General features: G+C 54.3%; 21 protein-coding genes. 10 read left to right on the forward strand and 11 right to left on the reverse strand.

Translation table 11 applies throughout. From position 1 onward, the window contains the following. Positions 1-3: 3 nt before the first annotated feature. The 5 genes from SH467x_RS15980 to SH467x_RS16000 all read left to right on the forward strand — a co-directional run bounded on the left by SH467x_RS15980 (position 4) and on the right by SH467x_RS16000 (position 8,682). Complete coding sequence (locus SH467x_RS15980) at positions 4-1,698, forward strand: hypothetical protein (RefSeq protein WP_482368105.1); 1,695 nt, start codon at positions 4-6, stop codon at positions 1,696-1,698. Positions 1,699-1,848: 150 nt separating this feature from the next. Next, on the forward strand, positions 1,849-2,187 hold the full coding sequence (locus tag SH467x_RS15985) for a P-II family nitrogen regulator (protein WP_146678591.1): 339 nt from the start codon (positions 1,849-1,851) through the stop codon (positions 2,185-2,187). Between the two features lie 77 nt (positions 2,188-2,264). Further along, the gene (locus tag SH467x_RS15990) at positions 2,265-4,901 is read left to right on the forward strand and encodes a [protein-PII] uridylyltransferase family protein (protein ID WP_482368106.1); all 2,637 of its coding nucleotides are present in this window, start codon (positions 2,265-2,267) and stop codon (positions 4,899-4,901) included. 20 nt (positions 4,902-4,921) lie between these two features. Beyond that, a complete protein-coding gene (locus tag SH467x_RS15995; RefSeq protein WP_482368107.1) occupies positions 4,922-6,892 on the forward strand; it encodes an ATP-dependent helicase in 1,971 nt (656 codons plus the stop codon). Then, complete coding sequence (locus tag SH467x_RS16000) at positions 6,883-8,682, forward strand: serine hydrolase domain-containing protein (protein WP_482368108.1); 1,800 nt, start codon at positions 6,883-6,885, stop codon at positions 8,680-8,682. Before SH467x_RS15995 ends, SH467x_RS16000 begins: the two co-directional genes overlap by 10 nt. A gap of 932 nt (positions 8,683-9,614) precedes the next feature. Here SH467x_RS16000 and SH467x_RS16005 read toward each other — a convergent pair. The 3 genes from SH467x_RS16005 to SH467x_RS16015 all read right to left on the reverse strand — a co-directional run bounded on the left by SH467x_RS16005 (position 9,615) and on the right by SH467x_RS16015 (position 11,324). Further along, positions 9,615-10,277 carry a hypothetical protein gene (locus SH467x_RS16005; protein WP_482368109.1) on the reverse strand — a complete coding sequence of 221 codons (663 nt, stop codon included), beginning with the start codon at positions 10,275-10,277 and terminating at the stop codon, positions 9,615-9,617. Positions 10,278-10,391: 114 nt separating this feature from the next. Further along, positions 10,392-10,847: a flagellar basal body rod protein FlgB gene (locus SH467x_RS16010; protein WP_482368110.1), complete on the reverse strand. Its 456-nt coding sequence runs from the start codon at positions 10,845-10,847 to the stop codon at positions 10,392-10,394. Between the two features lie 3 nt (positions 10,848-10,850). Further along, positions 10,851-11,324 (reverse strand): hypothetical protein, encoded by a 474-nt coding sequence (locus tag SH467x_RS16015; RefSeq protein ID WP_482368111.1) that lies wholly within the window; start codon positions 11,322-11,324, stop codon positions 10,851-10,853. A gap of 121 nt (positions 11,325-11,445) precedes the next feature. Here SH467x_RS16015 and SH467x_RS16020 point away from each other — a divergent pair, with 121 nt between their 5' ends. The 4 genes from SH467x_RS16020 to SH467x_RS16035 all read left to right on the forward strand — a co-directional run bounded on the left by SH467x_RS16020 (position 11,446) and on the right by SH467x_RS16035 (position 16,437). Next, positions 11,446-12,312: a formyltransferase family protein gene (locus SH467x_RS16020; protein WP_482368112.1), complete on the forward strand. Its 867-nt coding sequence runs from the start codon at positions 11,446-11,448 to the stop codon at positions 12,310-12,312. Positions 12,313-12,322: 10 nt separating this feature from the next. Continuing rightward, on the forward strand, positions 12,323-13,159 hold the full coding sequence (hemQ, locus tag SH467x_RS16025) for a hydrogen peroxide-dependent heme synthase (RefSeq protein WP_482368113.1): 837 nt from the start codon (positions 12,323-12,325) through the stop codon (positions 13,157-13,159). 306 nt (positions 13,160-13,465) lie between these two features. Beyond that, positions 13,466-15,355 (forward strand): 2-oxoacid:acceptor oxidoreductase subunit alpha, encoded by a 1,890-nt coding sequence (locus SH467x_RS16030; protein ID WP_482368114.1) that lies wholly within the window; start codon positions 13,466-13,468, stop codon positions 15,353-15,355. Positions 15,356-15,420: 65 nt separating this feature from the next. After that, complete coding sequence (locus SH467x_RS16035; RefSeq protein WP_482368115.1) at positions 15,421-16,437, forward strand: 2-oxoacid:ferredoxin oxidoreductase subunit beta; 1,017 nt, start codon at positions 15,421-15,423, stop codon at positions 16,435-16,437. Positions 16,438-16,463: 26 nt separating this feature from the next. Here the strand turns inward: SH467x_RS16035 and SH467x_RS16040 are convergent, their stop codons facing one another. From SH467x_RS16040 to SH467x_RS16070, 7 genes are all read right to left on the reverse strand, one after another. Continuing rightward, positions 16,464-17,108 carry an RNA polymerase sigma factor gene (locus tag SH467x_RS16040; RefSeq protein ID WP_482368116.1) on the reverse strand — a complete coding sequence of 215 codons (645 nt, stop codon included), beginning with the start codon at positions 17,106-17,108 and terminating at the stop codon, positions 16,464-16,466. Next, entirely contained in the window at positions 17,105-17,818 is a 714-nt protein-coding gene (locus SH467x_RS16045; RefSeq protein WP_482368117.1) for a hypothetical protein, read from the reverse strand. The genes SH467x_RS16040 and SH467x_RS16045 overlap by 4 nt, the downstream gene beginning before the upstream one ends. 12 nt (positions 17,819-17,830) lie before the next feature. After that, a complete protein-coding gene (locus tag SH467x_RS16050) occupies positions 17,831-20,047 on the reverse strand; it encodes a serine/threonine-protein kinase (RefSeq protein ID WP_482368118.1) in 2,217 nt (738 codons plus the stop codon). A 104-nt stretch (positions 20,048-20,151) separates the two neighbouring features. Next, positions 20,152-20,763 carry an FHA domain-containing protein gene (locus tag SH467x_RS16055; protein ID WP_482368119.1) on the reverse strand — a complete coding sequence of 204 codons (612 nt, stop codon included), beginning with the start codon at positions 20,761-20,763 and terminating at the stop codon, positions 20,152-20,154. A gap of 229 nt (positions 20,764-20,992) precedes the next feature. After that, on the reverse strand, positions 20,993-21,475 hold the full coding sequence (locus SH467x_RS16060; protein WP_482368120.1) for a hypothetical protein: 483 nt from the start codon (positions 21,473-21,475) through the stop codon (positions 20,993-20,995). Positions 21,476-21,687: 212 nt separating this feature from the next. After that, positions 21,688-22,215 carry a 3-hydroxyacyl-ACP dehydratase FabZ family protein gene (locus SH467x_RS16065; RefSeq protein WP_482368121.1) on the reverse strand — a complete coding sequence of 176 codons (528 nt, stop codon included), beginning with the start codon at positions 22,213-22,215 and terminating at the stop codon, positions 21,688-21,690. A gap of 72 nt (positions 22,216-22,287) precedes the next feature. Next, the gene (locus SH467x_RS16070; protein WP_369299140.1) at positions 22,288-22,386 is read right to left on the reverse strand and encodes a 50S ribosomal protein bL37; all 99 of its coding nucleotides are present in this window, start codon (positions 22,384-22,386) and stop codon (positions 22,288-22,290) included. A gap of 361 nt (positions 22,387-22,747) precedes the next feature. On the opposite strand from SH467x_RS16070, the gene SH467x_RS16075 reads away from it, so the two are divergent. Continuing rightward, positions 22,748-23,077, forward strand: a complete 330-nt coding sequence (locus tag SH467x_RS16075; RefSeq protein ID WP_482368122.1) for a HesB/IscA family protein — start codon at positions 22,748-22,750, stop codon at positions 23,075-23,077. Positions 23,078-23,145: 68 nt separating this feature from the next. Here the strand turns inward: SH467x_RS16075 and SH467x_RS16080 are convergent, their stop codons facing one another. Further along, positions 23,146-23,592 carry a hypothetical protein gene (locus SH467x_RS16080; RefSeq protein WP_482368123.1) on the reverse strand — a complete coding sequence of 149 codons (447 nt, stop codon included), beginning with the start codon at positions 23,590-23,592 and terminating at the stop codon, positions 23,146-23,148. Positions 23,593-23,765 lie beyond the last annotated feature (173 nt).

Genomic DNA, 23,765 nt, shown 5'->3' on the forward strand with positions numbered 1-23,765 from the left:
GCGATGGGCTCAAGGCCCATTCGATTCGAGGTTCCTCGCGAGGATAATACGAGCCTCATTTGGCCGTCTCTTCAAGTACGTGAGTTGGTGGGAGTCGCACGTTCCCGCCGCAGGCAATTCCCCGCATGGCTATCGAATCTTTCGCACCTAGCGAGATCCGAGGCGATTCGATTGCTTTCGATGGACGAGCGGACTGCTGATTTCGTCGATGGCAATCGGATCGAGGCCGACTCGCTTTGGTTGCTGGGTGGCCATCAACCGGAACTCTTTCATCCCGGCGTTTGGTTCAAGAACTTTCTGCTTCATGCGATGGCTTGTCGAACGGGGAGGGGGCACGAGGCCATGTTGCCACTGCATGTCACCATCGACCACGATTTGGCCAAGCCTGCTTCGCTGAGGACGACTTGCTGGGATTCAGGTCGACTGCAACATCGGATGCGACCGATCCCGATACGAGGGACTGGTGATCCTGATTTGCCTTGGGAGCTAACCTTCTACCAGGCGAGTCGCAGGGGGGATTGGGAACGTTGGATCGACGAACTGCTCGAAGACTGCCGTTCGATCGGCGTGCAGCCCTTGATTGGCGATTTGCGAGAGCGGTGGATGGAATCCTTGGAGACGTCGGCGCATCTTGGGGAGGCCTTTTCGGGGTTCCGGCAAGCTGTCGAGAAAGCCTATGGGATCCGCAATGCAGAGCTACCCATGAGCAGATTGTGCGGGACCGAGGCGTTCGGCGAGTTCTTTCGCCGCCTAGCGATGCCTGAAACCAGGTTGCTCGAACACTACAACGAGTCACGCCAGGGATACCGCGCAGCGCGCGCGATTCGCAATCCGGTGCAGCCAGTACCTGCTTTGCAACGGAACGGGGAGTGGATCGAGCTCCCCTTTTGGGTCTATCACAAGTCCCACCCTATTTCCCGATCGAAGCTCTGGATCCGACATAGCAGTTCCATGGCGGTGTTAGCCAACGAACCCAACGACCATGCAGATTGGTCGGCACGCGTGGATCTCGGCGAGTCGGTTTGGCCGGAGCAGTGGCGCGCGATGGTGGATACTGGGGTTTGTATCCGACCAAGAGCATTGATGACCACATTGTTCCTCCGGTACGTCGTGGCCGATCTGTTTTTGCATGGCATTGGCGGAGGGATTTATGACGAGCTGACGGACGAGATAGCGAATCGCGTTTGGGGAGTGGAGCGGTTGCCCATGATGGTCGCATCCGCATCGATTCATCTGCCGATTCGGATCAACGAGCCTCCACCCTTGGCCGATCACGCCCCTCGGACCGAGTCTGCCGATCCGATGGATACGTGCATTTGCAGTGCAGGCCGTACCGAATCGCAATGGTCGGATCATCGGAGGATTCTTCACCGAATGCGTTCGGCCCCGGAGTCCTTTCTCGATTCGACCGATCTCCAACAGGCCGATTTGCTACGGAAACACCAAGCCTTGTTGAAAAGGCGCGGCGGGATTGTCGGCAGCAAACTAGCGTGGCATCGCGAAATGGTAGAGCTACGGGTGCGGATCCGGGCGGCGGTCGAATCTGAGGCCCAAAAGCTCAGGCTAGTATCAAACGATTTGATGGAGGCGAGGCGAACGCAAAGGATTCGACGTTCGAGAGAAGTCCCGTTTATATTGTTTCCCCAAGCAGATGTGGTGAAACGTTTGAAGTCCCTTTTGCCCCTTGCATTCGATTAGGTCCGCCAACTTCTTTAAAAACATGGAACAAAGAGAGCGATCTCTTGTTGTAATGGAATCGGCGCTGCTACACTAAGTGCGTGGGATGTGCTAGGTAATGCACAGGCGGTCCCGCAGTTCGTTGACTGCTAAGGTTCCTGGAGATTTGGAATGAAAAAGATTGAGGCCGTTGTTCGACACTTCAAATTGGAAGACGTCAAGAATGCACTAACCGAACAAGGCATCCATGGAATGACCGTCAGTGAAGTGCGAGGCTACGGGCGCCAAAAAGGACACACGGAAATCTATCGCGGAACTGAGTACGCGGTCGATTTCGTCCCCAAGGTGAAGATTGAAGTCGTCTGTTCTGACGCGAATCTTCAAACCGTAATCGACACCATCGTCAAGACGGCTCAGACCGGGCAAATCGGTGACGGAAAGATTTTCGTATCGGAACTTCAGACGGCAGTCCGAATTCGAACAGGCGAAAACGGCGAAGACGCGCTGTAAGACAAGCCAGCAAGATCTTTTCGTAAGACCTTTCCGTCTGCAATTTTCGAGACAAGTTTGTTCCAGTTGGCACGGCTATGCCGTGTTTTCAATTGTCCTCTCTCCATCCACAAGTTGTTGCGGCCCGCGCGTTTCTTTCCGAAGCGCGCGAAAAGGCTAAAGGTCTTCATCAATCTGGCGGAAGTGGATTTCAAGTTTGTTCGGCATGGACGGATGATGTCGACGAAGTCGTTCGTCGCCTGATTCGTGCTGCCCTTTCCGAGCTTTCAAGCCCGCCCGATCCGGGCAAATTTGTATTTGTCGCATTGGCCGGATATGGTCGTCGGGATCTAGCCCCTTACTCCGATATCGACTTGATGCTCCTTTACCGAGGGAGCGAGGCAGCTATTGCTCCATTGGCCCGGGCGATTGGTCAGATGATCGTCGATGCAGGATTGCAGCTATCGCTTGCGGTCCGAACTCCTTCTCAAGCGAAATCGTTGGCTTGGATCGACGCGACCGCGCTCACCTCCTTTGCTGAAATGCGATGGGTCGAGGGGAGTCAGACGCTGTTTGATCAATTCCAACACGCGATGTTGATCGGGTGCAAGTGGCGAAATAGCCGCTTGGCAACCATGATCGAAAACGAGCGGCTTGCTGAACGGAAGAAGTTTGGTGAAACGATTTACCTCCTTCACCCAAACGTAAAGCGTTCGCGGGGTTGCTTGCGCGATGTCCAGATCGTCCGGTGGATCGGCTTCGTTTGCTACGGTGAACGAGACCCAGCCCAATTGGCGGGTATGGGGATCATTGCTAAAGAAGACTACAACACCATTCAGAATGGTTATCAGTACCTACTCCGACTGCGCAACCAACTTCACTTTATGGCCGGACGATCCTTGGATTCGCTGGATCGTCCTAAGCAGATGGAGTTGGCGAAGTGGTCGGGAATGCAGGGCTCCGATGGGGTTCTTCCTGTCGAGGAGTTCATGCAAAACTTTTTTGAGATCACTAGCGAAGTTCGATACAGTTCTGCGAATTTCGTAGGGGTCACGCGGTCTCGAATCAGTATGGTAGCGACCATTGCCAAGTTTCTCGGCTGGCCGATCGGCAAGGGAATGCGGATGGGATTCAAGGAGATTTGGGCAACACGTTCAGGTTTGGAACGAATCAAGTCGGATCCCGCGCGCGTTCTGGAACTGATGCAGTTTTCAAACCTTTACAATCGCAGGATCGATCACCGCACTTGGCGGGCGATTCGCGAAACGATGCTTCGCCGGCAGGAAAAGTCGGCCTCGATGGAAGCGATCAATCGATTCCTGGAGTTGATCAAAGAACCGCGTCGGTTGGGGGATGCGCTGCGGCGATTGCATGAATTGCGGGTGCTCGAACAGATCATCCCTGCTATGAGCCATGCTCGATGTTTACTGCAGTTCAACGAATATCATAAATACACAGTCGATGCACACTGCATCCGGTCCGTGGAAGCGGCTTGCGAATTTGGACGCGAAGATAGTGTCTTGGGCCGCGTCTACCGAGGTCTTCAGAACAAACGGATACTCCACCTAGCACTGCTTCTCCACGATTTAGGTAAAGGCTTCGTCGAGGATCATAGCGAGGTCGGACGCGTGATAGCGGACGAAACGGCTTCGCTATTGAAGCTTTCCGATGCCGATCGAGACCTGTTGGTCTTTTTGGTGCATCAACATTTGCTGATGACGCACACCGCGTTTCGATTTGATCTATCGCAGAAGGCACCTGCGGTACAGTTTGCCAAGCAAGTAGGATCGATGGAGCGATTGCAGCATTTGCTTGTTCTCTCCTGCGCGGATTTGGCCGCGGTCGGACCGGGGGCTTTAAACGATTGGAAGTTGAACCTCATCCTGCAGTTGTATGACGCGACCGAAGCGCAGTTCGGTAGTGAAAGCTCCGATCAACGTTTTCTGAATTTGGTAACCGGCATGCGGAGGGAGGTGGCTCAATTGCGAACTTCCGGTGAGCAGTCGGATCCATGGTGGACCGAACAGATCGAGCACGTTCCTGCTGGCTATCTCCTCAATTTGAAACCGAAGCAATTGATCGAAGAACTGCGCCGGCTTCGACAGTTGACCTCGGAGCACCCCGCGCAAGCGTGGGGCGCATTTTTGCCCGAACGGGACGCAACCGAGTATGTAATCGCGGTGCGGCAGGAAGAGCCCATCGGATTGTTCCATCGCATCGCAGGTGCGATGGCGAGCCAAGGGCTCAGTATTTTGTCTGCCGAAATTCACACACAGCCTGGGATGATCGCTTGGGACCGATTCTTGGTCGAAGATCTCGATTTTGATGGACCACCTCCCCTCCCCCGTATCGAGCAAGTTTGCCGGCACATCACTCAGGCAGTGGATCCTGCGAATACAAAGCCCCCTGTGTTTCGTCGCGTTTGGAAGGCCCAGGCGGACACCGATGCGGCGTCTTCCCGTTTGCAGCCAACTCAGATTCGTTTCGACAATGGAACCTCCGATCGCCATACGATTATCAACGTGTTTGCATACGATCGAACAGGTTTGCTCTACGATATTTCCAAGACGCTGTACGAGCTCAACCTGGATTTGCAGGTGGCCAAGGTCAGTACGCATCTCGATCAAGTCGTCGATGTGTTCTATGTGACGGAGTTGGGAGGGGGTAAGATCACCGAACCGACTCGGCTGTACACCTTGCGCCAAAGCTTGTTACGCGCCATCGAATCGACCTAGTTCACACCTTCAAAGCAGCCATGACGATCGACGATTTGCTCCTGGAATTGAATGAGTCCCAGCGTGCAGCCGCGACGCTTCCCTCGCAGCATGCGATGGTGATTGCAGGGGCGGGGTGTGGGAAAACCAAAACGATTGTGGCGCGGGCGGCGTATTTGATTTCCAAGGGTATTCCTCCCCAACGCATCCAAATATTGACCTTCACCCGCAGGTCCGCATCGGAAGTGGTCCACCGGGTCCGATCGCATCTCGGCGACGCCGCAAAGGGACTGCAGGCCTCGACGTTCCATAGTTGGTGCATGAATGTCATACGAATGGCGCCGGAAGCCTTTGGCTGCCAAGGCTTTTCGGTCATCGATCGCGAAGACCAGATGCAGATGTTCAAATTGGCACGCGGCAACATCAAAGACAAAGACATTCCAAAGTCCAAAGAGATCCTCGACTTCTACTCGTACGCACGCAATACCAGGCAATCACTCGGAGCGACCTTGCAAAAAGTTGCCCCGGAGCTTGATTCGCAAAAGCAGGTCATTGCTGAGGTGATGAAATCGTATGAATCGAAGAAACGTGAACGACGGTATCTCGATTACGACGATATTCTCGATGTGGTCGCACAAAGATTGGTCAATTCTCCGGAAACAAGGGATTGGCTTTCGAAGCATTTCGAGTTTGTGTTGGTCGACGAAATGCAAGATACCAATCCATTGCAATGGTCTTTGCTGGAGCCTTTAAGCCATCAGTCGATTCTGTTTTGCGTTGGTGACGACGCTCAGTCGATTTATGGCTTTCGGGGAGCGGATTTCCAAAACGTACACAGTTTCACCGATCGCGTACCGAATTCGATTCTGTTGAAGCTGGAAGAGAATTACAGATCCACCCAACCGATCCTGGATATTTCGAATTGGTTGCTCGCACAAAGCTCTCTCGGGTATGAAAAAAACCTGCGTTCCATGCGAGGTGATGGAAACAAACCTGCGTTGATGCGATTTGAAAATGAATGGGAAGAAGCAACCTGGATTTCGGAGGACTTGATCAAACGCCATGATTCGGGCGCAGAATGGCGGGACCATATGATCCTCGTTCGAACGGGCTTCGCGGGAAGAACATTGGAAACCAGCTTCTTGGCTCGCAACATTCCGTACACGTTCATTGGTGGTTTGAAGTTGTTGGAGTCCGCGCACATTCGAGATGTGCTCTCACTACTGCGGTTGGTAGCAAATCCAACGGATGATTTAGCGTGGGCAAGGTTCTTGACGTTGTGGCCAGGTATCGGCGAGCGAACCGCAAGCCGCTGCGTGACTGCCATCGCCGGCCAGACGCGCATCGAGGAGTGTGTTGCAACCCTCCGACGCGAGACGAAGTTGGGGCCTGCGATCTTCGATGCGATCACAAGGGTGGACCAAGTCAAATTGCAGGCCAGTCAAGCCTTTGCCAAGGCGGTGGAATCCCTTGAACCCTCGCTCGAAGAAAAATACAAGAATCAAGATTGGGACAAGCGAAAACGAGATTTCTTGCTCGTGGAGAAGCTTGCTGAAAGACACGCATCGATATTGAGTTTTATCGAAGACTACATGCTCGATCCGGTGTACACATCCGAGGTAGAGGGAATCGACTCCACCGACCGAGTTACTTTGATCACTATCCACTCCGCGAAAGGGGCGGAATCGCCCGTGTGCTATGTTGTCGATGTCTCTCCCGGTTCCTATCCGAGTGTCCGATCGATGAATGATCCGGAGGAAGTCGAAGAGGAGAGACGAGTGTTGTACGTTGCATTGACACGTGCCAAAGACGAATTGATCATCACTCGCAGGTCAGCCTCTTCATGGGCGAAGTGGAGTTTTCCTGGCAAGAACAACGATGACGCTTACTTCTTCAATTCCTTGCCGACCAAATTGGTAACACAAGGCAAACTGGGTGGAAAACGCCATCAGCCTCCTACCCCGCCCCCTCCGGCCTCCGGCCCGATTCACGTAGGTATACAATGGGACTGAATGTTGGACTTCAAGAACTTGGGAATTCAAAGTGCGCATGGCAGTTAGGTGTGTGCACCCCTCGCGCGAAGAAGCCTTCGATCCGCTGTTCGCTCGCATTCGTGCTCGCCTTGGTGGTTTCGGTGCAGCCTGTTGTTCGGTCGCAGGAACCATCGCGTTCGATCGAGTCCAAACGTGCAGAACGCAGAGAGTTTCAATCTTTAGAGCTTTTTCCCGCCCGACAAGGGGGATGGATCTTTCCACTTGCTCTCCCTCCCAAATTGGTTTGGCGAGATGCCGAAGGGGCTAGCCAATTTGGTTTTTCACCGGGCTTCGTCGTTCGATGGTTTGGTCAGGACCTTGAAGAGGCAAAGGTTCCCGATCAGGGGGGACGCTGGCTGGCGTTGGTAGAGGGGACGGCTCCGAACCAAACGCCCATGCGGCGTGGTTTCACGTTTTTTGCGATTCCGAATAACATCGATAGCTCCAAGACGTTTGTGCCCGATTTGACGGTTCAACTACCTCATTTTCCAGGTCCTCAAGCACCGAAATCTTGGCATGAACATCAAGCAGAATTCGACCGGAGCTCGAAGGACTTCTTGGTGAAATCGCTCATGGATCGAGAGCAAGGAGCAATCTTGGTAGCCGGGATCGCCGAGACTCCGGAGCTTGGACGCCCCAAGCAGTTCCACGAGTGGACCTTGTCCGTCCACTCGCAACGCCACTTGGATCTAAAGCTCAAGAGGATAGGAGTCGAACTGCCACGCCCCGGGTTGAGCCCGCCTCGCCGGCGATCGGTATCGGCGCCCGTGATTCGCTCTGGATCTTGCGACGAGGCGGGGGTACCCGAACATGCGAAGCGAACCATCGACTCGTTTTGCGATGAATGGGCGAATGCGACGAAGGAACCGTTTGTAACTTTGGTCGCTAAGAATGGAGTTATCGTCACTCACGCATCCTTTGGAACAGATCCTTACGGTCGACCCATCGACCTGGATTATCGATGCTGGGTCGCATCGATTACGAAGACGGTCACATCGATCCTGTTCAGCCAGTTCGTCGATCAAGACTTGATCGAGCTCGATTGGACCCTGGATCGAGTCTTTTCCGACTATCCTGCTAACGCACCCTACGTTCCAACATTCCGCCAGCTTCTTAGCCACACCAGTGGGTTGAGTGGGCATGGTGAATGGGGTGGGATGTTCAATCCCTATCTGGAAAACATAGTGCTCAACGGTATCGATACAAACGAGCCGGGTAAGAAGCATGAATATTGCGGACTCGGTTTTGAACTGGCAGCCAAGGCGATGGAAATCAAGACAGGGAAATGCGCTGCGAGAATTTACCATGAACACCTCTTTGCACCTTTGGGATTGCAGGACGTGATCATGGGAAATGCCAGTTCCGATGGCGAGTTCACGGCCATGGAATTAGCCATCCTCGGTCAGTGGCTTGCGAATAAAGGGAGTTATGGCGATCGTCAATTCATAGGCTCCGAAACGTTTGTCGAGATGCTTCCGAGGCCATCCAACGAGGAGACAGTCGCAGGAGACCATGGGTTGGGGTTGCACCGTATTCGACATCGTCGGGTGGACGCGGACCCGAATACGAAAGAACACGGGGCGCTGTTGTTTAGCGAAAATGCATTTGGGCACGGATCCTTTTCGGGCTGCATTCTGGTCATCGACCCGGATCAGCAACTTGTCATCGTGCAAGCGAGGAAGCGATTTCAATCGACGGACAACACGTACTGGGCCCGCTTCTTTCAAGTCGTCGCCGACGCAATAAAAGTCGGTGTGGACGACCAATAGACATTTTCCTTCCCTGTCTTCCCGTTGCGATCGTTGCGCCTTGGCGAGAGGCATCTTCGTTTTGATTCAGGAGGAAGTTGCGCGCCACGGCGCAGCGGCGCTAAGGATGGGGGGCGGGGGAGAGGAAGGTGATCGATATGGATGGAAGTTCGATTTGTTGATCGATCGCATCTCTTTTCGGAGACCAACATGCTCCATCATCCATCATTTTCCTTCCCTGTAATCTCTTTGCGATCGTTGCGCCTTGGCGAGAGGCTTCTTCGTCTTGATTCAGGAGGAAGTTGCGCGCCACGGCGCAGCGGCGCCAAGGATGGGGGGGCGGGGGAGAGGAAGGTGATCGAATGGATGAAAGTTCGATTTGTTGATCGATCGCATCTCTTTTCGGAGACCAACATGCTCCATCATCCATCATTTTCCTTCCCTGTCTTCCCTTTGCGATCGTTGCGCCTTGGCGAGAGGCATCTTCGTCTTGATTCAGGAGGAAGTTGCGCGCCACGGCGCAGCGGCGCCAAGAATGGGGGGCGGGGGAGAGGATGGTGATCGATATGGATGGAAGTTCGATTTGTTGATCGATTGCATCTCTTTTCGGAGACCAACATGCTCCATCATCCATCATTTTCCTTCCCTGTAATCTCTTTGCGATCGTTGCGCCTTGGCGAGAGGCTTCTTCGTCTTGATTCAGGAGGAAGTTGCGCGCCACGGCGCAGCGGCGCCAAGGATGGGGGGGCGGGGGAGAGGAAGGTGATCGATATGGATGGAAGTTCGATTTGTTGATCGATTGCATCTCTTTTCGGAGACCAACACGCTCCATCATCCATCATTTTCCTTCCCTGTCTTCCCTTTGCGATCGTTGCGCCTTGGCGAGAGGCATCTTCGTTTTGATTCAGGAGGAAGTTGCGCGCCACGGCGCAGCGGTGCTAAGGATGGGGGGACTAGGGGAGACCGATTCCTAGTGGGGCGTAGTGGGGAGTTGGCGGCGCCTGCATGATGGGCGCTTGTGGATAGTAGTCGTCTTGCGTTGGCCCCAGTGCGTTCCAAGGTCCAACGCCGAATCCGCCACCTACGCCACCGCCGAAAGGAGAGCCGGGTTGATTAGGTGATGGATAACCAGCAGGTGGGACGAAACCTCCCCAGGGCATTCCGCCGACGACTTGCGGGAGTTGTGGCCCCCACATGCCATAGGGAACAGCGAAGGGGCGATTCGGATAACGCCACTCCCCATAAGGCCGTACATCACCTCCCCATTGTTCGACGACATGGTAGTTATCGTTGCTGAATCCAGCTTGCAGAGTGCTACGCGTGTGTCGGAATCCGCTCCGAACGTAGTCGGGGCTCAGGGCAACGACTGGCTGGACTCCTTGGGAGTATTGATCCAGTCTCGTACCGTTTTCATCGTGCGAGTACGTCGATGGGAGAGTTGTCCAGTCCACTGACGTAGGCTTGGTCCGCTGTGCGAACTCGGTAGCAGCCACCGCAGGCGACTTGCTCCTGTGAATGGGGGCAACAGGTTGGCCTGCCGCGGCGTTTGGGGTCCAAAGAGCCACCGAGGCGATCGACACGATTCCAGCGAGGAGGAGAGTAGGAGCGGTTTTCATAGGTTCCAGAGTAGTCGGACGCTACCGGAACCCAAATAAAACAGCGATGATCTCTACGCAAATCGGCGAAGAGTTAGCGGATCTGACGATTGTGCGGGGGGATTCAAGAAGGGGTTAGACGTTCACGCTTTCCGAGATCGCCATTTTAAGGTTCTGGAATTGGGATCGCATTAGGGCGATGGCGATATTGTGCATCGACTGGTTTTTCGACATCTGTGCAACTTGCAATTCGAGGCTATCGTCGCTGCCGTCATGGTAAACGACTTGTCGCATCGAATCGTACACGTTTTGGACCGCTTGATCGTGTTCCAAGGCGAGGGAGGGGTCCTCTTCGGGGGTTTCCAAGACGCTGAGACGAAGGCCGGGAGATTGTTCAGCGATCCGCTTTTTGCTCACATGGAGCGTTTTGAGACTTTCTTGGAAGTCATCCACGGACAGGTCTCGGGTTTTGTAGCCCGGCGTATCCATGTTTGCGATGTTGCTGGCCAAGATCGCGTGGCGCCGGTCGGCGAACTCCACTGTCTTTTCCAAGCTCTGCAGAGCCGAGTTTCCGAACAAGGATGGGAACATCGTTCAACCCTCGATGACAAATTCGGACGTGTTCTCGAGCTCGGAGTCGAGCGTCGAAGCGTAGGCGCGTTGGATCTGGTCCGCGGCGGCGTTCTGTAGCAATTGCGATTGAACCGCGTCCCGTTGCAAGTTCATATGGTCGAGGCTGCGGTTCTCGAGCAGGATCAGTTGTTGAACAAGGTCATCGCAGCGTTTGACGATTTTCTGGCACTCCACCCTGCGAGCGGGAGAGCTCCATACCCGTTTTTCGGGATCGTCGTGTTGGTAATCTACCAGACCGTTTTGGATCGCTTGGAGCGATTCCATCAACTGTTGTTTACGCGATAGTAACGACATGAGCCCGGACATGTCGTGCTGCGCGACCAATTCGTCTTGCTCGAGGGCCATCGACTGCATTTGCGTTAGGAGATGCAGCTTGGTTTCGAACAGGCCAAACAGTCTATCGGTCGATGAGGAAGGTGAGGCGATTGCGTCCATACGATTTCCATATCAAAACGGAGCGTCGAGGCCAATAGCAGTGGGACGGGAGGGGGGCAAGATCAAGGACAACCTGCCGCTCCCGTTTTCAAACGGAGGGTCAGTCGATACGCTATGGACCATGGAAGTCGTCATTACAGCCGTAGGTCCCGACAACGTCGGGTTAGCAGATCCGATCATTCACGATGTCACCACGCGAGGTGCCAACATCGCAGAGATCCAGATGTACGATCACGACGAAGCTGCGGTCTTCGCCATGATGTGCCGGCTGCAAATAGGGAGTGCGGAATGGGAGCCTCTCCGGCGGTCCATGAGAGAAATCGCCGAGAAAACCAAGCTTGAAGTGCGAGTTTGGAGTCCAGAGGAGCGGCTTGCTCGCCCGAACTTGGCCATTTGCGTTACGCTTTTGGAGCAGTCTCCCCGGGCTGTATTGCAAGCCATTCGGGATGGCGTGATTCGAGCCAACCCAGTCGTCTTGATCGGAAACCGCAGGAAGTGTGAGTCATTGGCCCGCGAGTTTGGGATTCCGTTTGAGTACATCGGCAATGAAGATGGCGTGGCGGACGATTTGGAGATGGTTCGGATCATCGATCGCTATCAGGCCGACTACGTGATTTTGGCTCGCTACATGCGGGTGCTTCCTCCCGATACCTGTTGGAAATTTGCCGGGGGGAGGATTATCAATTTGCACCATGGGTTGCTACCTAGCTTTCGAGGGTTTCGACCTTACCACGATGCGTTTGCCGCCCGCATGCTCACATTTGGAGCGACATGCCACTTCATTGTTCCCGAGTTGGATGCCGGGAATCAAACCATTCAGCAAACCGCGTTTACAGTCCCACCAGGTACGAAGCTGGAGGAGATTATCGCTCGCGGCCAAGCCGACAATGAGCCTCGCTGTTTGGTCGAGGGAGTACGCCGGGTATGTGCTCGGGAAGTCCAACTCCATTTTCATCGCGTGATTGCCCGCAACCCCTTTAACCAATAAGCCCTCCATCATGAATCCCCATGCAACCCCCACCAACCTCCCTGAGCCTTCGGTCGTTCCTGTTCAAGGGCTACACTGCGGGCACTATTTTTATCGTTGGAACCGCGCCGTTCTCCAGTCGTTGGGGCCGGTGACCGCTTGCATGCGGTCCGATTTTGTCCAAGCGGTTCAGGCGGGGGATATCACGAAACCGGAGCGGTTGCAATCGTTCATCGTATCGGGGCACAAGGCGGATTTCGCCATCATTGCCATGGACCCGAATCCATTCACCGTCGATGGGGTGCATCAGCGCATCATGGCATCGAGGTTGGGGGCGGCGATCGAGCCCGTTTACTCGTTTGTTTCCCTGTCAGAAATCAGTGAGTACCTGCCCAATCAAGAGCAGTATGCACAAAAGTTGATTCGAACGGGAGAAGACCCCGCGTCCCCCACTTTTTTGGCCAAGGTGGCTTCGTACGAGAAGCGTCTACCCATGATGTTTGCCCAGCGACTGGCCCCTGATTTTCCCAACTGGCCAGCCATGTGCTTTTATCCGATGAACAAATCCCGAAACGTCGGGGCCAACTGGTTTTTAGAGCCCTTTTCGGCCCGAACCGAGATGATGGCCGAGCATGCGCAGAGCGGAATGGCTTTCGCGGGTCGAGTCACGCAGCTGGTAACCGCGTCGGTCGGGTTGGACGATTGGGAGTGGGGGGTGACGCTTTGGGCCCGAAACCCCCAGTTTCTCAAGGAAATCGTCTACACCATGCGGTACGACCAAGCCAGTGCTCGATATGGGCAGTTCGGACAGTTCTATACCGGGTACCTTGCGCAGCCCGAAGGAATTTTGCAGCACTGCCGGATCTAGCCGAGCGGTCTGGCTGGAAATTGAAGGCGACCGTCCAGCGGGGATCGACGGGTTCCCGCGGTTTTGGATGTCCAGATCGCGATAGTTACGAGGGATAGGCGCTTTGGGTTGTTTTTGAGGTACTCAACCTCCATCGGATTTGCCAGAATATGTGAAACTGGTAGGTCGGAATTATCGATACTACCGTTACAGATTGCCTGAGGTCGCCAGTTAACAGCGGCCTGCATCTGACCCGTTCTATCTCGGGGAACGGACTTACACCTTTTGCGCAGGACCGAATGCGCTCCTATTTTTTTGCGACCTCTGATGACTACCGAAGCTATTTCGAGCAAGCCTGTACATTCTGTAAGCGGCGTGACTGTCCGGTTGGTGGGCGACTCTGGGGACGGGATGCAGCTGTTGGGAACCCAGTTGACCAACACCTCGGCGTTGTTGGGGAACGACGTTGCGACGTTTCCTGACTTCCCCGCGGAAATTCGCGCGCCTCGCGGGACGCGGGCCGGTGTTTCTGGATTCCAAGTGCAATTCGCCTCGCATGAAGTTCATACGCCTGGCGATTCGCTTGATGCCTTGGTCGCTATGAACCCTGCCGCCTTGGTGACGAATCTCTCGGATTTGATCAAAGGTGGGCTTTTGATCGTCAACGAAGACAGCTTCGAAGACAAAGACTTGAAACTGGCGAAGCTCAAAACGAATCCATTGGAAGAGCCCGCCATGGAGAATTATCGGTTGATCAAAGTACCGATGACGCGGCTTACGAAAGAGTCCGTAGCCGAATTCGGATTGACGGTGAAGGAAGCCGACCGCTGCAAGAACTTCTTCGCCATGGGGCTGGTGTATTGGCTCTATGGTCGAAATATGGATGCAACGCTCCGTTTCATCCACGGTAAGTTCGGCGATGGCAAGTCGGTGATTGCTCAAGCGAACGAGAAGGCACTCCGATCTGGTTGGGCCTTCGGCGAAACGATCGAAGGGATCGGTCATTCCTATCGCATCGAGCCTGCCAAGCTTGCTCCCGGAACCTACCGAAACATCATGGGGAATCAAGCGCTCGCGTGGGGCTTGATGACCGCTGCAAAGCGTTCTGGCAAGGACATGTTCTACGGCACATATCCCATCACCCCAGCCAGCGATATCCTGCATGAGCTTGCAAAGTTCAAGAACTTTGGGGTATGCACGTTCCAGGCGGAAGACGAAATCGCTGCCGTTTGTTCGGCCATCGGCGCTGCCTACGGAGGGCAAATGGCGGTCACGACATCGAGCGGACCGGGTATTGCCCTCAAGGCGGAGGCGATGGGGCTAGCGTTGATGCTGGAACTCCCCATGTTGATCGTCGACGTCCAGCGAGGTGGTCCGAGCACAGGATTGCCGACAAAGACAGAGCAAGCGGATTTGCTGCAAGTCATGTTCGGTCGAAACGGGGAGGCGCCGTTACCGGTCTTGGCAGCTCGCAGTCCTGCCGATTGTTTTGATATCGTACAAGAGGCTTGGATGCTCGCGACGCAACTCATGTTGCCGGTGATCGTTCTGTCCGATGGTTACATTGCAAACGGTGCCGAGCCTTGGGCGGTCCCCGATGTCTCTAAGCTTTCGCCGATCCAAGTCGAACATCCTTCGGCGAACAACAACCCTGATGGACCGTTTAAGCCCTATGCTCGAAACGATCTGCTCGCACGCCCCTGGGCGATTCCTGGAACCCCGGGGCTCATGCACCGCGTTGGAGGATTGGAAAAAGAGGATGGAACGGGGAACATCAGTTACGATCCGGACAACCACCAAAAGATGGTCAATATCCGAGCGCAAAAGGTGGCCAATGCAGCCAAGTTGCTGCCACCTCAACAGGTTATCGGGCCTCAAAGTGGCGACTTGCTCGTCATCTCCTGGGGTGGTACCTACGGGACGTGTTTAACCTCCGTCCAGCAGGCGCAAGCGGAAGGGCACTCGGTCGCATTGGCTCACATCCGTTACATGAATCCATTCCCCAGCAATCTGGGTGAGGTCATTTCTCGCTACAAGAATGTATTGATTCCCGAGTTGAACATGGGTCAGCTGCGCATGTTGATTCGCAACCGATATTTGGTCGATGCGGTCGGCTTTAACAAGGTGAAGGGCAAACCTTTTACGGTCCGTGAGCTACACGAGAAAATCGTGGAGCACTGCAAATCGTCGGTGCGACACGAAGCACATGCGAAGTAGTTTTGCATAGCGCATACACCAAGCAATCAACATCGAAATCAAGTTTACAATTGAACGGAACCAATATGAGTACAGCACTCCCAGTCTTGAAGGCGGATGATTTTGCAAGCGATCAGGATGTCCGATGGTGCCCCGGATGCGGCGACTATTCGATCCTGGCTCAAATGAAGAAAGTACTACCGGAGATCGGTGTGCCGCCCGAGCAGACCGTATTTATCTCTGGCATCGGATGCAGCAGTCGCTTTCCGTATTACGTCAACACCTATGGAGTCCACTCCATCCATGGACGTGCACCAGCCATTGCCACGGGGCTCAAGCTTGCTCGACCGGACTTGAGCGTCTGGGTGATCACTGGGGATGGCGATGCGCTCAGTATCGGAGGGAACCACTTTATTCACTTGCTCCGCCGTAATGTCGATCTGAACATCATTTTGTTCAACAACCGCATTTATGGTTTGACCAAAGGTCAGTTCTCCCCGACGAGCGTCGAGGGACAGATCACCAAGAGTACGCCGATGGGCGTGGTGGATCACCCGTTGAATCCGATTAGCGTGGCAGTGGGTGCGGAAGCAACTTTCATTGCTCGTTCGGTCGATAGCAACGTGAAGCACCTTGCTTATACCTTGAAGCGTGCTGCCGCACATCGCGGTACCTCGTTCGTGGAAGTTTACCAAAACTGCAACGTATTCAACGACGGTGCTTGGGCGTATGCTCAGGACAAAGCAACACGTGAAGACACGACTATCGAGTTGGAGCACGGCAAGCCGATGATATTCGGCAAGGACCGAGATAAGGGAATTCGGCTTCAAGGGCTGAATCTGGAAGTGGTCGATTTGAAGGATGGCAAAGTCAAAGAAGACGATCTCTTGTTCCATGACGAGCAAGCCAACTCGACGTTGGTCTATATGCTTTCTCGCATGCGACGCCCTGAGTTCCCAGAGCCCATCGGTGTCTTCCGCGACGTTCGAACCTATACGTTTGAAGAAGCCGTGCATGGTCAGATCGATGAAGTCGTCGCGAAAAAGGGTCGAGGCGATCTTCAAAAGCTGTTCAACAGCGGTGAGACTTGGAAAGTCAACTAATCGTTTGTCTCGAACCGAGGCGGGTCCTATCCCAATTCTGGAAAGGACTCGCGGTTTGCTAGTCGACTGAGAAGCGTCTTGGTTCGAAGAATGAAATCGGACTTGTAGTTCGCCACCTGCTGCTCGGTAACTACGAGTCTCTCGGCGATTTCTTTATTGCTCATGCCGGCAACGAATAGCAATTCGATGCACTTGAGCTTTTTCCAGTCTTCTTTCCCCTTCCATTTGCTGATCTGCTCTCGGAGTGCGTCGACGAGAGCCAACTCTTCCGCATCCCGACGTTCGACCGACCGAACGATACTGCTCACAGCTCGATAGGGAGCGGGGGCTTGCTGGGCACCATCGCTGGAACCATCGGGCGAAGTAAAAGAAGTCGCTTGTCTGCGTCCTAGCTTTCGCAAATGGTCGGTCAGTTTGTAGGCTGCAATGGAAAACAGATAGCCTTCCAGCGGTCTCTCGCAATCGTAGTTCGGCAGGCTGTTCAAGAATCCCAAAAAGGTGTCTTGAACGATATCTTCAGCATGCGAACGGTCAAGCAAACGCGCGGACACGAAGGCGAGTAACCGTCCTTCGTAGCGGTCGATCAATTGGCGCCAGGCATCGGTATCGCCGGCTCGGATGCTATCGACGAGAATTCGCTCAGGATTCACGGGTGTATTTAAGGAGCTCATGCCTTCAGTTTACGCGATTCCCGACGAGCCAAAACCCCAACCATCCCAGACAAAAGGAGCATTCCGCCGATCGATACCCCGCCCAACGCTCCAACCTTCACGATTCGCTCGCTAAGGAGGGCTCGCTCTTCCCAGCTTCGAATGACGGCAATCTGATCCTTGGAAATATAAATCTGCTTCCACAATTGGTGATAGGTGCCAGAGGGCAACTCGATCACTTGGTCGTACTCGCAGTTTTGAACCAACCAGTGATCCTCGATGTACTTCTTGGTCAAGGGATCAAGTTGGCTAGCGCTCGTATAGCGAAGCACGTGTGCGTCGAGTGCTCGTTGCACCTCAGAAAGCAGTTGGGACTCGAATTCTTCGTAGCACTGTTCCAAGTCTTCTGCGGTGGCCGTCGGAATCGCGAACCGAAGTTCACCCTCCGTTATCTGCGGCGCCCGTACCCAATCCGGAGCATCCACAGGGAGTATGAGTTTATCCAAGGGCTGCTTCGATGTAGGAGAATCTAACTTTGGTGCATCCACTTGCACAGCTTCCTTCTCATCGGTGGACTTCAGCACTGGGCTTGATGAAGGATCTTCCAATAGTGGGGGAGCAGGAGCGGTCGGCGCGTTGGGTGGCTGTTGGTTCACCACAGCCAACTCGCTTTCCGGGTTTTGCACCGTGATGACGATGGTGAAGAGGAAGCAGGAGATGATGCACTTCATAGGTTCGAATCCTTAGGCGAGTTTCGCCTCTTTGTAGTTGATCCAAGGCGACGACAGTTGCACGGCGAAGGAAGTAACGCCTGCTAGGAGCAAGCACCAAGGCATTGGAAACGCGAAAAGTCCTTGCACGAGTGCTGCCATGGCGACCGACCATGCGATCGTCCAAATGCTAAATCGGCTTCGTCTTAAAACGTCCGCTTGCCTCCACCACCTGACGATCCACATCAAACAGCAAAAGTACGCGATGTGGGCTGGCAAGAGAGGCTCGCCCCCCTCGCTGTAGAATCCCTTCCAGGCCTTATTCCACTCCGGGGAGCGGAATTCAACGCTACCCCATTGGGTGCTTGTGATCTCCTGCCAAGGGATGTACAGCCAGTCGCTGAGACCGTAGCTTGCTAAGCCCAGCATCACACCGGATGACATCAAGACGAATCGATAGACAATCGAGTCCTCGGATTGTGCCTCCCAGCGACGTGCAAAGAAGATGACCGTCCAGGATGTCAGTAGGGCCATGACGCCTGTCCATGCAATCCCTCCGAGCCAAGGTGTACTGTCTCCGTCGAATCTCGCGTGAAGCAGGAGCGAACTCGCCAGCGCCAGAGATGCAATGACTGCTCCAGAAAACCCCCAAGAACGTGTTCTTGCATAGGTCTTAGTCCATATCGCTCTCGAATGAAGTTGTTCACGCTGATCCTTTTGCCAATTCCTCAACGCAACGCGGTAGGGAACCGGTGTGGTCTTGGCAACTGGCTGCACCGGAGCGAAGACAGTTGCACCTCGCGGAGAATTTGCAGCCGGAGGAACATGGTTAGCTGCCGCAAAGGTGGGTTTTAGCGGCAATATTGTTTTTTGGGCACGCGCTGGACCCCCTGTGAGGAACCAGACAATGTAGTAGATCACATAGCCGAACAAAGCCATGAACCCGAGAGGGGCAATCCATCCACCGTTGGTTATAAGCAAGATAATCGAGATTGCGATCACAACCCCGCGCATCCCGGACGGCAAGCTTCGAAACCAAGCCTGTGCTTCGCCGGTGGCTTGATGAACGGCTCGCGCGACCGGTTCATAGTAAAGGGGGGAATGGCTGTTTCCAGCAGCGTTGTGGCTTCCCGGGAACGCGCCTCCGGGGAACGCTTTGTTCGGTCCCAACGGAATGGCGCCGAGCGCGGCAAGACTTACGGCTGGGCCACCTGCCATCGTAGGGTGATCGTTCCCCAATTGCTTGGCTCCCGACGGTGTGACCCCAGGGATTTGCGGTGGGTGCTTGGGTAGAACCGGTGGCATGACTCCGAGATTGGGAACACCATTCAAGCTACGGACGGCCATTCCGCTACGATCCAATTCCCATCCAATAGCCTCTAGCATCTCACGGCAGTCACGAAATCGTGAGCTTGCGTTTTTGGCCAATGCTTTTTGGATGGTATACGCGAAGGGATGGGGCAACATGCTGACATCTGGATCAGCTGTCAAATGTTTGAGAATGATTTCTTGACTGCTCTCACCATCAAAAGGAACAACACCGGTGAGCATTTCATAGAGAATGACACCCAGCGAGTAGATGTCGATCTCCTTGCCATACTCCCCTTTTCCGATTTCGGGGGCCATGTAATGAAATGTCCCCACGCTTTCGGTCTGGCCACCCCGACGCGATGTGCTGATGTACTTGCTCAAGCCATAGTCGCCGATCTTCACCAGCGAGTTGTCGATAAAGACGTTCGCAGGCTTCAAATCTCGGTGCACAATCCCTTGATCGTGCAAATAGGCAACCCCTGCGGCGAGCTGCGCAAAGAGGGCGATGGTTTCATCTAAGTCGACATGCGTTGAGTGGCGGTCGATTCGATCGCGAAGGGATTCTCCTGCGATGAACTCCATGACAATCCAGCCTTGATCCTCTTTGTCGAATCGGATGTCATAGATACCGACCAAATTCGGGTGGCGGAGATTAAGGCAATGTCGCACTCCGCGGACTTCGACCTCCAAGTTCTTTTGGATTCGCTTCAAGGCGACTTCTTTGCCCGATTCGCTTTCGGCAAAGTACACCTCGCCGAAGCCGCCCGCGCCGACGCCCCGTTTGATGACATACCCCTCGAGCGGCTTGTCTCCATTGCCGTATTGGAACTTCATCGAAGCACCGATGTTTCTATTCTGTTTTGGAGGAGAAGGCTTAGGACTAGTACCGGGCTGATCTGGAACGGGAGGAGATTTCCAGCGGTTCAAGACGGCAAACATCGCACTACCTTCTAGCGTCCAGCGACGGGAAACCTCTTGTGGAAAGAGGTATCTAAACGGATTTACTAGAAGTGCTTTCGTTTGGATTCCTGAGATCTTGGCTTTTATTCTACTATCAGCGAGATTTCCCCACCCGTGATTTTTTGGCCTGGTACAAGCGGAAATGGGGCGCTTTCCTCTTGATCTCCATTCCATAAACACAACCCATCGGGAGGCCGTACCCACCACCCTTGTCCATGACGGAAGAGGAGCAAGGTGTGTTGCCAATCGTGGCACCGGACGTGCGATTGCTCGGAAGGGCCAATCACGCACGCATCTCCCAGCAAAATGGCAGCATCGAGCAATGGCTGCCATCGATGGGGTGGCTGTAGCTCCAAGCGTGACGAGCTGCTCAGCGGCGAGGGACGCGAGTACAACAGTTCGACATTCCCCAACTGAAATCGGTCCTCGTGGTGCAAGACAACCGGCTTTTGAATGACCTCGCCACGAAGTCGTACTTCGGCGATAGGCTGCAGAATGTAGTCTTCGCCTACTTTGCGAATCGCTGCGGCACGACGGCTCAAGCTGCCGCGAATGCAAAGGTCCGCAACACTGTCAGAGGTCGCTTGTCCCAATACCAGCTCTTCCGCCGGGCAAAGAGCAAACGAACCGACTCCGTCAATCCAAAGGATGGCTGACGCGGAGGGGAATGGCCCATTTTGAGCTGACTCTGGCATAGTTTGGGGGAAGACTCTTGCGAGAAAAGGAAATCGAAGCACGCGTGTGTGCCCACGCTGATTCTATCCCTCACTCCCCAGACTTGTCGATTTCTCTGACCTGTAAAATTCTCTGGCCCGTAAAAGCCAGGCATGCTCTCTGAGAAGAGAATCCCCCCCGTGCAGCCTTCCAAACAGGTCCGCTCTTCCCGGCCGCTTTTTTACTGGCTGTGTTTCGCTTGCCGGCGTTTCACTTGCCGGCGTTGTGCCAAGCCGATTTGTGCGATTTGCTCGAGTCGACCGCCTCGACCTCTACTTCGTCTTCGCGAGGCGTGAAGGCAGGGGCGGCAGGGATCGGATGAAACTTGGGCCAAGGTGGCTCTTCGGGCGGCTTCACTTTGGTTTGAAACCAAGCCTTACACGCTTCGCAAGAGGTTTGATGACGTGCACGGCACCGATCTTTCCAATCCGAAAGGTGTGCACCCGCTAGAAGCCCCGCGTCTTTCCAGCGAGGAGGGATTAGCTCCGGCCTCACCGGTTCAAAATCGTCCGAGAGAGCACTGTAGCTATCCCACTGTTCGTGAGCTTCGTAGGAGTTCCCGTCCGAGCAAGAACAGACGAGCGCATGCGTGAGGGAAGGATCGGCGGTGGTCAGAGGGGCACTAACGTGCGGAGTGCCTGGCGGCGCGAGCACGATGGCGCAGCCCGAAAGGGACACGCACAAGCTCGTCATTCCTAGCCATCCAAGTGACTGCCGAATCAACGTTCAATCCCCTAAACCCATACGCCGGAAGTTGGATGCGGATTCCCGCTCAGCCTATATTTTCGACGGGCCGAACACTCCTGCTTGAGGAAGAGTGCAACGATTAGGGAATTTGTTCCGTCTGGGCAGCGGGATCGATTCAGCTGGCCGATCGATCGGTTTAGCTCGCAAGCGCAGCGGATTTAGCTCGCGGGTGCAGTCGTGTAGAGCGACTTGAGATAATCGACAGGGATAGGAATTCCTTTGAGGATCCCTTCCACAACGATATTTCGTCCCACAATCCCTTGGAACCGGCATACGATCAAGCGGGGTTTGCGGACTTTCAGCAATTCGCACATGACGATAAGCCGGGATCCTGGCAGGACCGGATCTCGGAATCGAACATCCTCCAGCCCGCCAAATCCAACCATGGATTCTCCAAGCAATTTGTACTTGTGGGAGCAATAGCAGCATACTTGTGCGACCGCTTCGAGCATCACGACGCCTGGCATGAGCGGCATCCCCGGCATGTGACCACGGACCCAGAACTCGTCCTGGGTGAGATCCTTGTAGCCAACGCAAGCAACTTTGACGGGGTCTTCGTAGACAATAGCCGTCAATTGCTCCATCTCGAAACGCTGAGGGTTGTACTTTCGAATCTCATCGATGTCGGCCAAGACATTGTCGAAATCGATGGTATCCGGATCGACGATGAATTCTTTCGCAACCAAAGTAGATCCTCGTTCACAAGCAAGTGGGGATGCAAAGCGTTCTGGGGACGCTTGGGGCAACTCCGGGTGGGCTTAGGTGCGGACCTTACGTCGCTTTGCTTTGCGGGCCTTGCTGTTGGCGGCGCGCTGTCCGTGATTCGCCTTTTTGAGCTTTCGGTGTGGCTTGACCATTTCTGTCTTATCCTGACGACTTGGGTGACCTGAGAAGTGTAAAAATCCCTATTCGGGCAAGACTTGGTGTGTGCTGCAACTTTTCCTGCTCGATTAGGTCCTGGGCGATTGGGGATCGCGACGGACCGCTCGAGCTTGCAGGGAACGGACGAACCGTACGCTCTGCAAAAGGGAGCAAACGAAGGGCCAAGCCGATTCGGGCCGAATAGAATAGCAGGATCGATAATAGCTGCAAAGTCAAATTTGACTTGCCGGACCTGGCATTCCGCGCATATTATAAGGTAATCGTTTACGAGAGCACTCGTTCTCCCCGAAGAACGACGATTATAGAGGTTACTTTTGTTGGTGATGAGGATCTCAGATGGCGTTTAGTTTGTCAGAAGTCGCTGCCGAAGAGCTGAAAAAAGCGTACACCGAAGCCAGCTTTGGCCCAGAAACCTTTGTTCGTGTCGGTGTGATGGCGGGAGGCTGTGCAGGCTTCCAGTATTCGCTCCAATTCGATGATAAGTACGATGAGAACAAGGATTCCCGTTACGAGCAACACGGGGTCAGCTACGTCATCGACAAGAAAAGTGCCCTGCTGTTGGATGGCGCGACGCTCGGCTACCATAAGAGCTTGGAGCGGCAAGGGTTTACGTTCGAAAACCCGAACGAAGTGAAGTCTTGCGGATGCGGGAAATCCTTCCAGTAGCGAAGCGCGGAACTGGCCTGATTTGACCACCGAATAGGGTTTTTGAACCTAGTAGAGTGTGAAGCTCGTTAGTCGGCCAAAACAACAAAAAGCGAAAAGGAGAGGGACGACCCTCTCCTTTTTTTATTCCAATCCAGCCAATGGCCTCCTTTTGGGGTTTTGTTTGCCATAAACATGTTGACAAAGGATTGTGGAGGCGCAATAATCCGTGTGCTCGAAACACGCGAATCTGGAGTTTGGATTCCATGGCTCAATCGATACGGTTTTTGCGCAGCTGCCCGAGCTGTCATAAGTCTTTGCAGATTTCCATTGAACACCTTGGCAAGGATGTCGTCTGTCACCTCTGCGGTGCGCATTTTCGCGCGTCGGCTGTGGATGCGAATGTGGCGAAGCCGGTCGATGAATTCGACTTGCGGGTCGCTCGCTTGATCCAGGAGGCCGATCGGCAGTTGGAGCACTACTCCGGCGTCGCCGCTTCTCGGGATTAGTTTCCCCTCCTTTGCGTTAATCGCCATTCCTCTCGCGGTTCCGCCACTCGTCACGGGCGAATTGGCTCTTTCACAGGCAATCGCCGAATCTCGCGGTGGATTCTCCGTTTCCCAGGACTGGTTTGCAGGGCTCGACTTCAAGCAAATCAACAAGCAATTCAGCTGGTGAGGCGTTCTTCATGTTGGATCGCGCTTGTTCC

The sequence above is a fragment of the Brakhagea slesvicensis genome, from assembly GCF_052161625.1.
In the GTDB taxonomy this organism is placed as follows: domain Bacteria; phylum Planctomycetota; class Planctomycetia; order Pirellulales; family Pirellulaceae; genus JBKCUI01.

Bases quoted from the DNA above. Each gene is read 5' to 3' on its own strand.
- SH467x_RS16040 (WP_482368116.1), bottom strand. From the start codon at position 17,108: ATGAGCTCCTTAAATACACCCGTGAATCCTGAGCGAATTCTCGTCGAT.
- SH467x_RS16060 (WP_482368120.1), bottom strand. From the start codon at position 21,475: ATGACGAGCTTGTGCGTGTCCCTTTCGGGCTGCGCCATCGTGCTCGCG.
- SH467x_RS16010 (WP_482368110.1), bottom strand. From the start codon at position 10,847: ATGTTCCCATCCTTGTTCGGAAACTCGGCTCTGCAGAGCTTGGAAAAG.
- hemQ (WP_482368113.1), top strand. From the start codon at position 12,323: ATGAATCCCCATGCAACCCCCACCAACCTCCCTGAGCCTTCGGTCGTT.
- SH467x_RS15985 (WP_146678591.1), top strand. From the start codon at position 1,849: ATGAAAAAGATTGAGGCCGTTGTTCGACACTTCAAATTGGAAGACGTC.
- SH467x_RS16050 (WP_482368118.1), bottom strand. From the start codon at position 20,047: ATGTTTGCCGTCTTGAACCGCTGGAAATCTCCTCCCGTTCCAGATCAG.
- SH467x_RS16030 (WP_482368114.1), top strand. From the start codon at position 13,466: ATGACTACCGAAGCTATTTCGAGCAAGCCTGTACATTCTGTAAGCGGC.
- SH467x_RS16080 (WP_482368123.1), bottom strand. From the start codon at position 23,592: ATGGCGATTAACGCAAAGGAGGGGAAACTAATCCCGAGAAGCGGCGAC.
- SH467x_RS16020 (WP_482368112.1), top strand. From the start codon at position 11,446: ATGGAAGTCGTCATTACAGCCGTAGGTCCCGACAACGTCGGGTTAGCA.
- SH467x_RS16070 (WP_369299140.1), bottom strand. From the start codon at position 22,386: ATGGTCAAGCCACACCGAAAGCTCAAAAAGGCGAATCACGGACAGCGC.
- SH467x_RS15990 (WP_482368106.1), top strand. From the start codon at position 2,265: ATGCCGTGTTTTCAATTGTCCTCTCTCCATCCACAAGTTGTTGCGGCC.
- SH467x_RS16075 (WP_482368122.1), top strand. From the start codon at position 22,748: ATGGCGTTTAGTTTGTCAGAAGTCGCTGCCGAAGAGCTGAAAAAAGCG.
- SH467x_RS16005 (WP_482368109.1), bottom strand. From the start codon at position 10,277: ATGAAAACCGCTCCTACTCTCCTCCTCGCTGGAATCGTGTCGATCGCC.
- SH467x_RS15995 (WP_482368107.1), top strand. From the start codon at position 4,922: ATGACGATCGACGATTTGCTCCTGGAATTGAATGAGTCCCAGCGTGCA.
- SH467x_RS16015 (WP_482368111.1), bottom strand. From the start codon at position 11,324: ATGGACGCAATCGCCTCACCTTCCTCATCGACCGATAGACTGTTTGGC.
- SH467x_RS16000 (WP_482368108.1), top strand. From the start codon at position 6,883: ATGGGACTGAATGTTGGACTTCAAGAACTTGGGAATTCAAAGTGCGCA.
- SH467x_RS16045 (WP_482368117.1), bottom strand. From the start codon at position 17,818: ATGAAGTGCATCATCTCCTGCTTCCTCTTCACCATCGTCATCACGGTG.
- SH467x_RS16055 (WP_482368119.1), bottom strand. From the start codon at position 20,763: ATGCCAGAGTCAGCTCAAAATGGGCCATTCCCCTCCGCGTCAGCCATC.
- SH467x_RS16035 (WP_482368115.1), top strand. From the start codon at position 15,421: ATGAGTACAGCACTCCCAGTCTTGAAGGCGGATGATTTTGCAAGCGAT.
- SH467x_RS15980 (WP_482368105.1), top strand. From the start codon at position 4: ATGGGCTCAAGGCCCATTCGATTCGAGGTTCCTCGCGAGGATAATACG.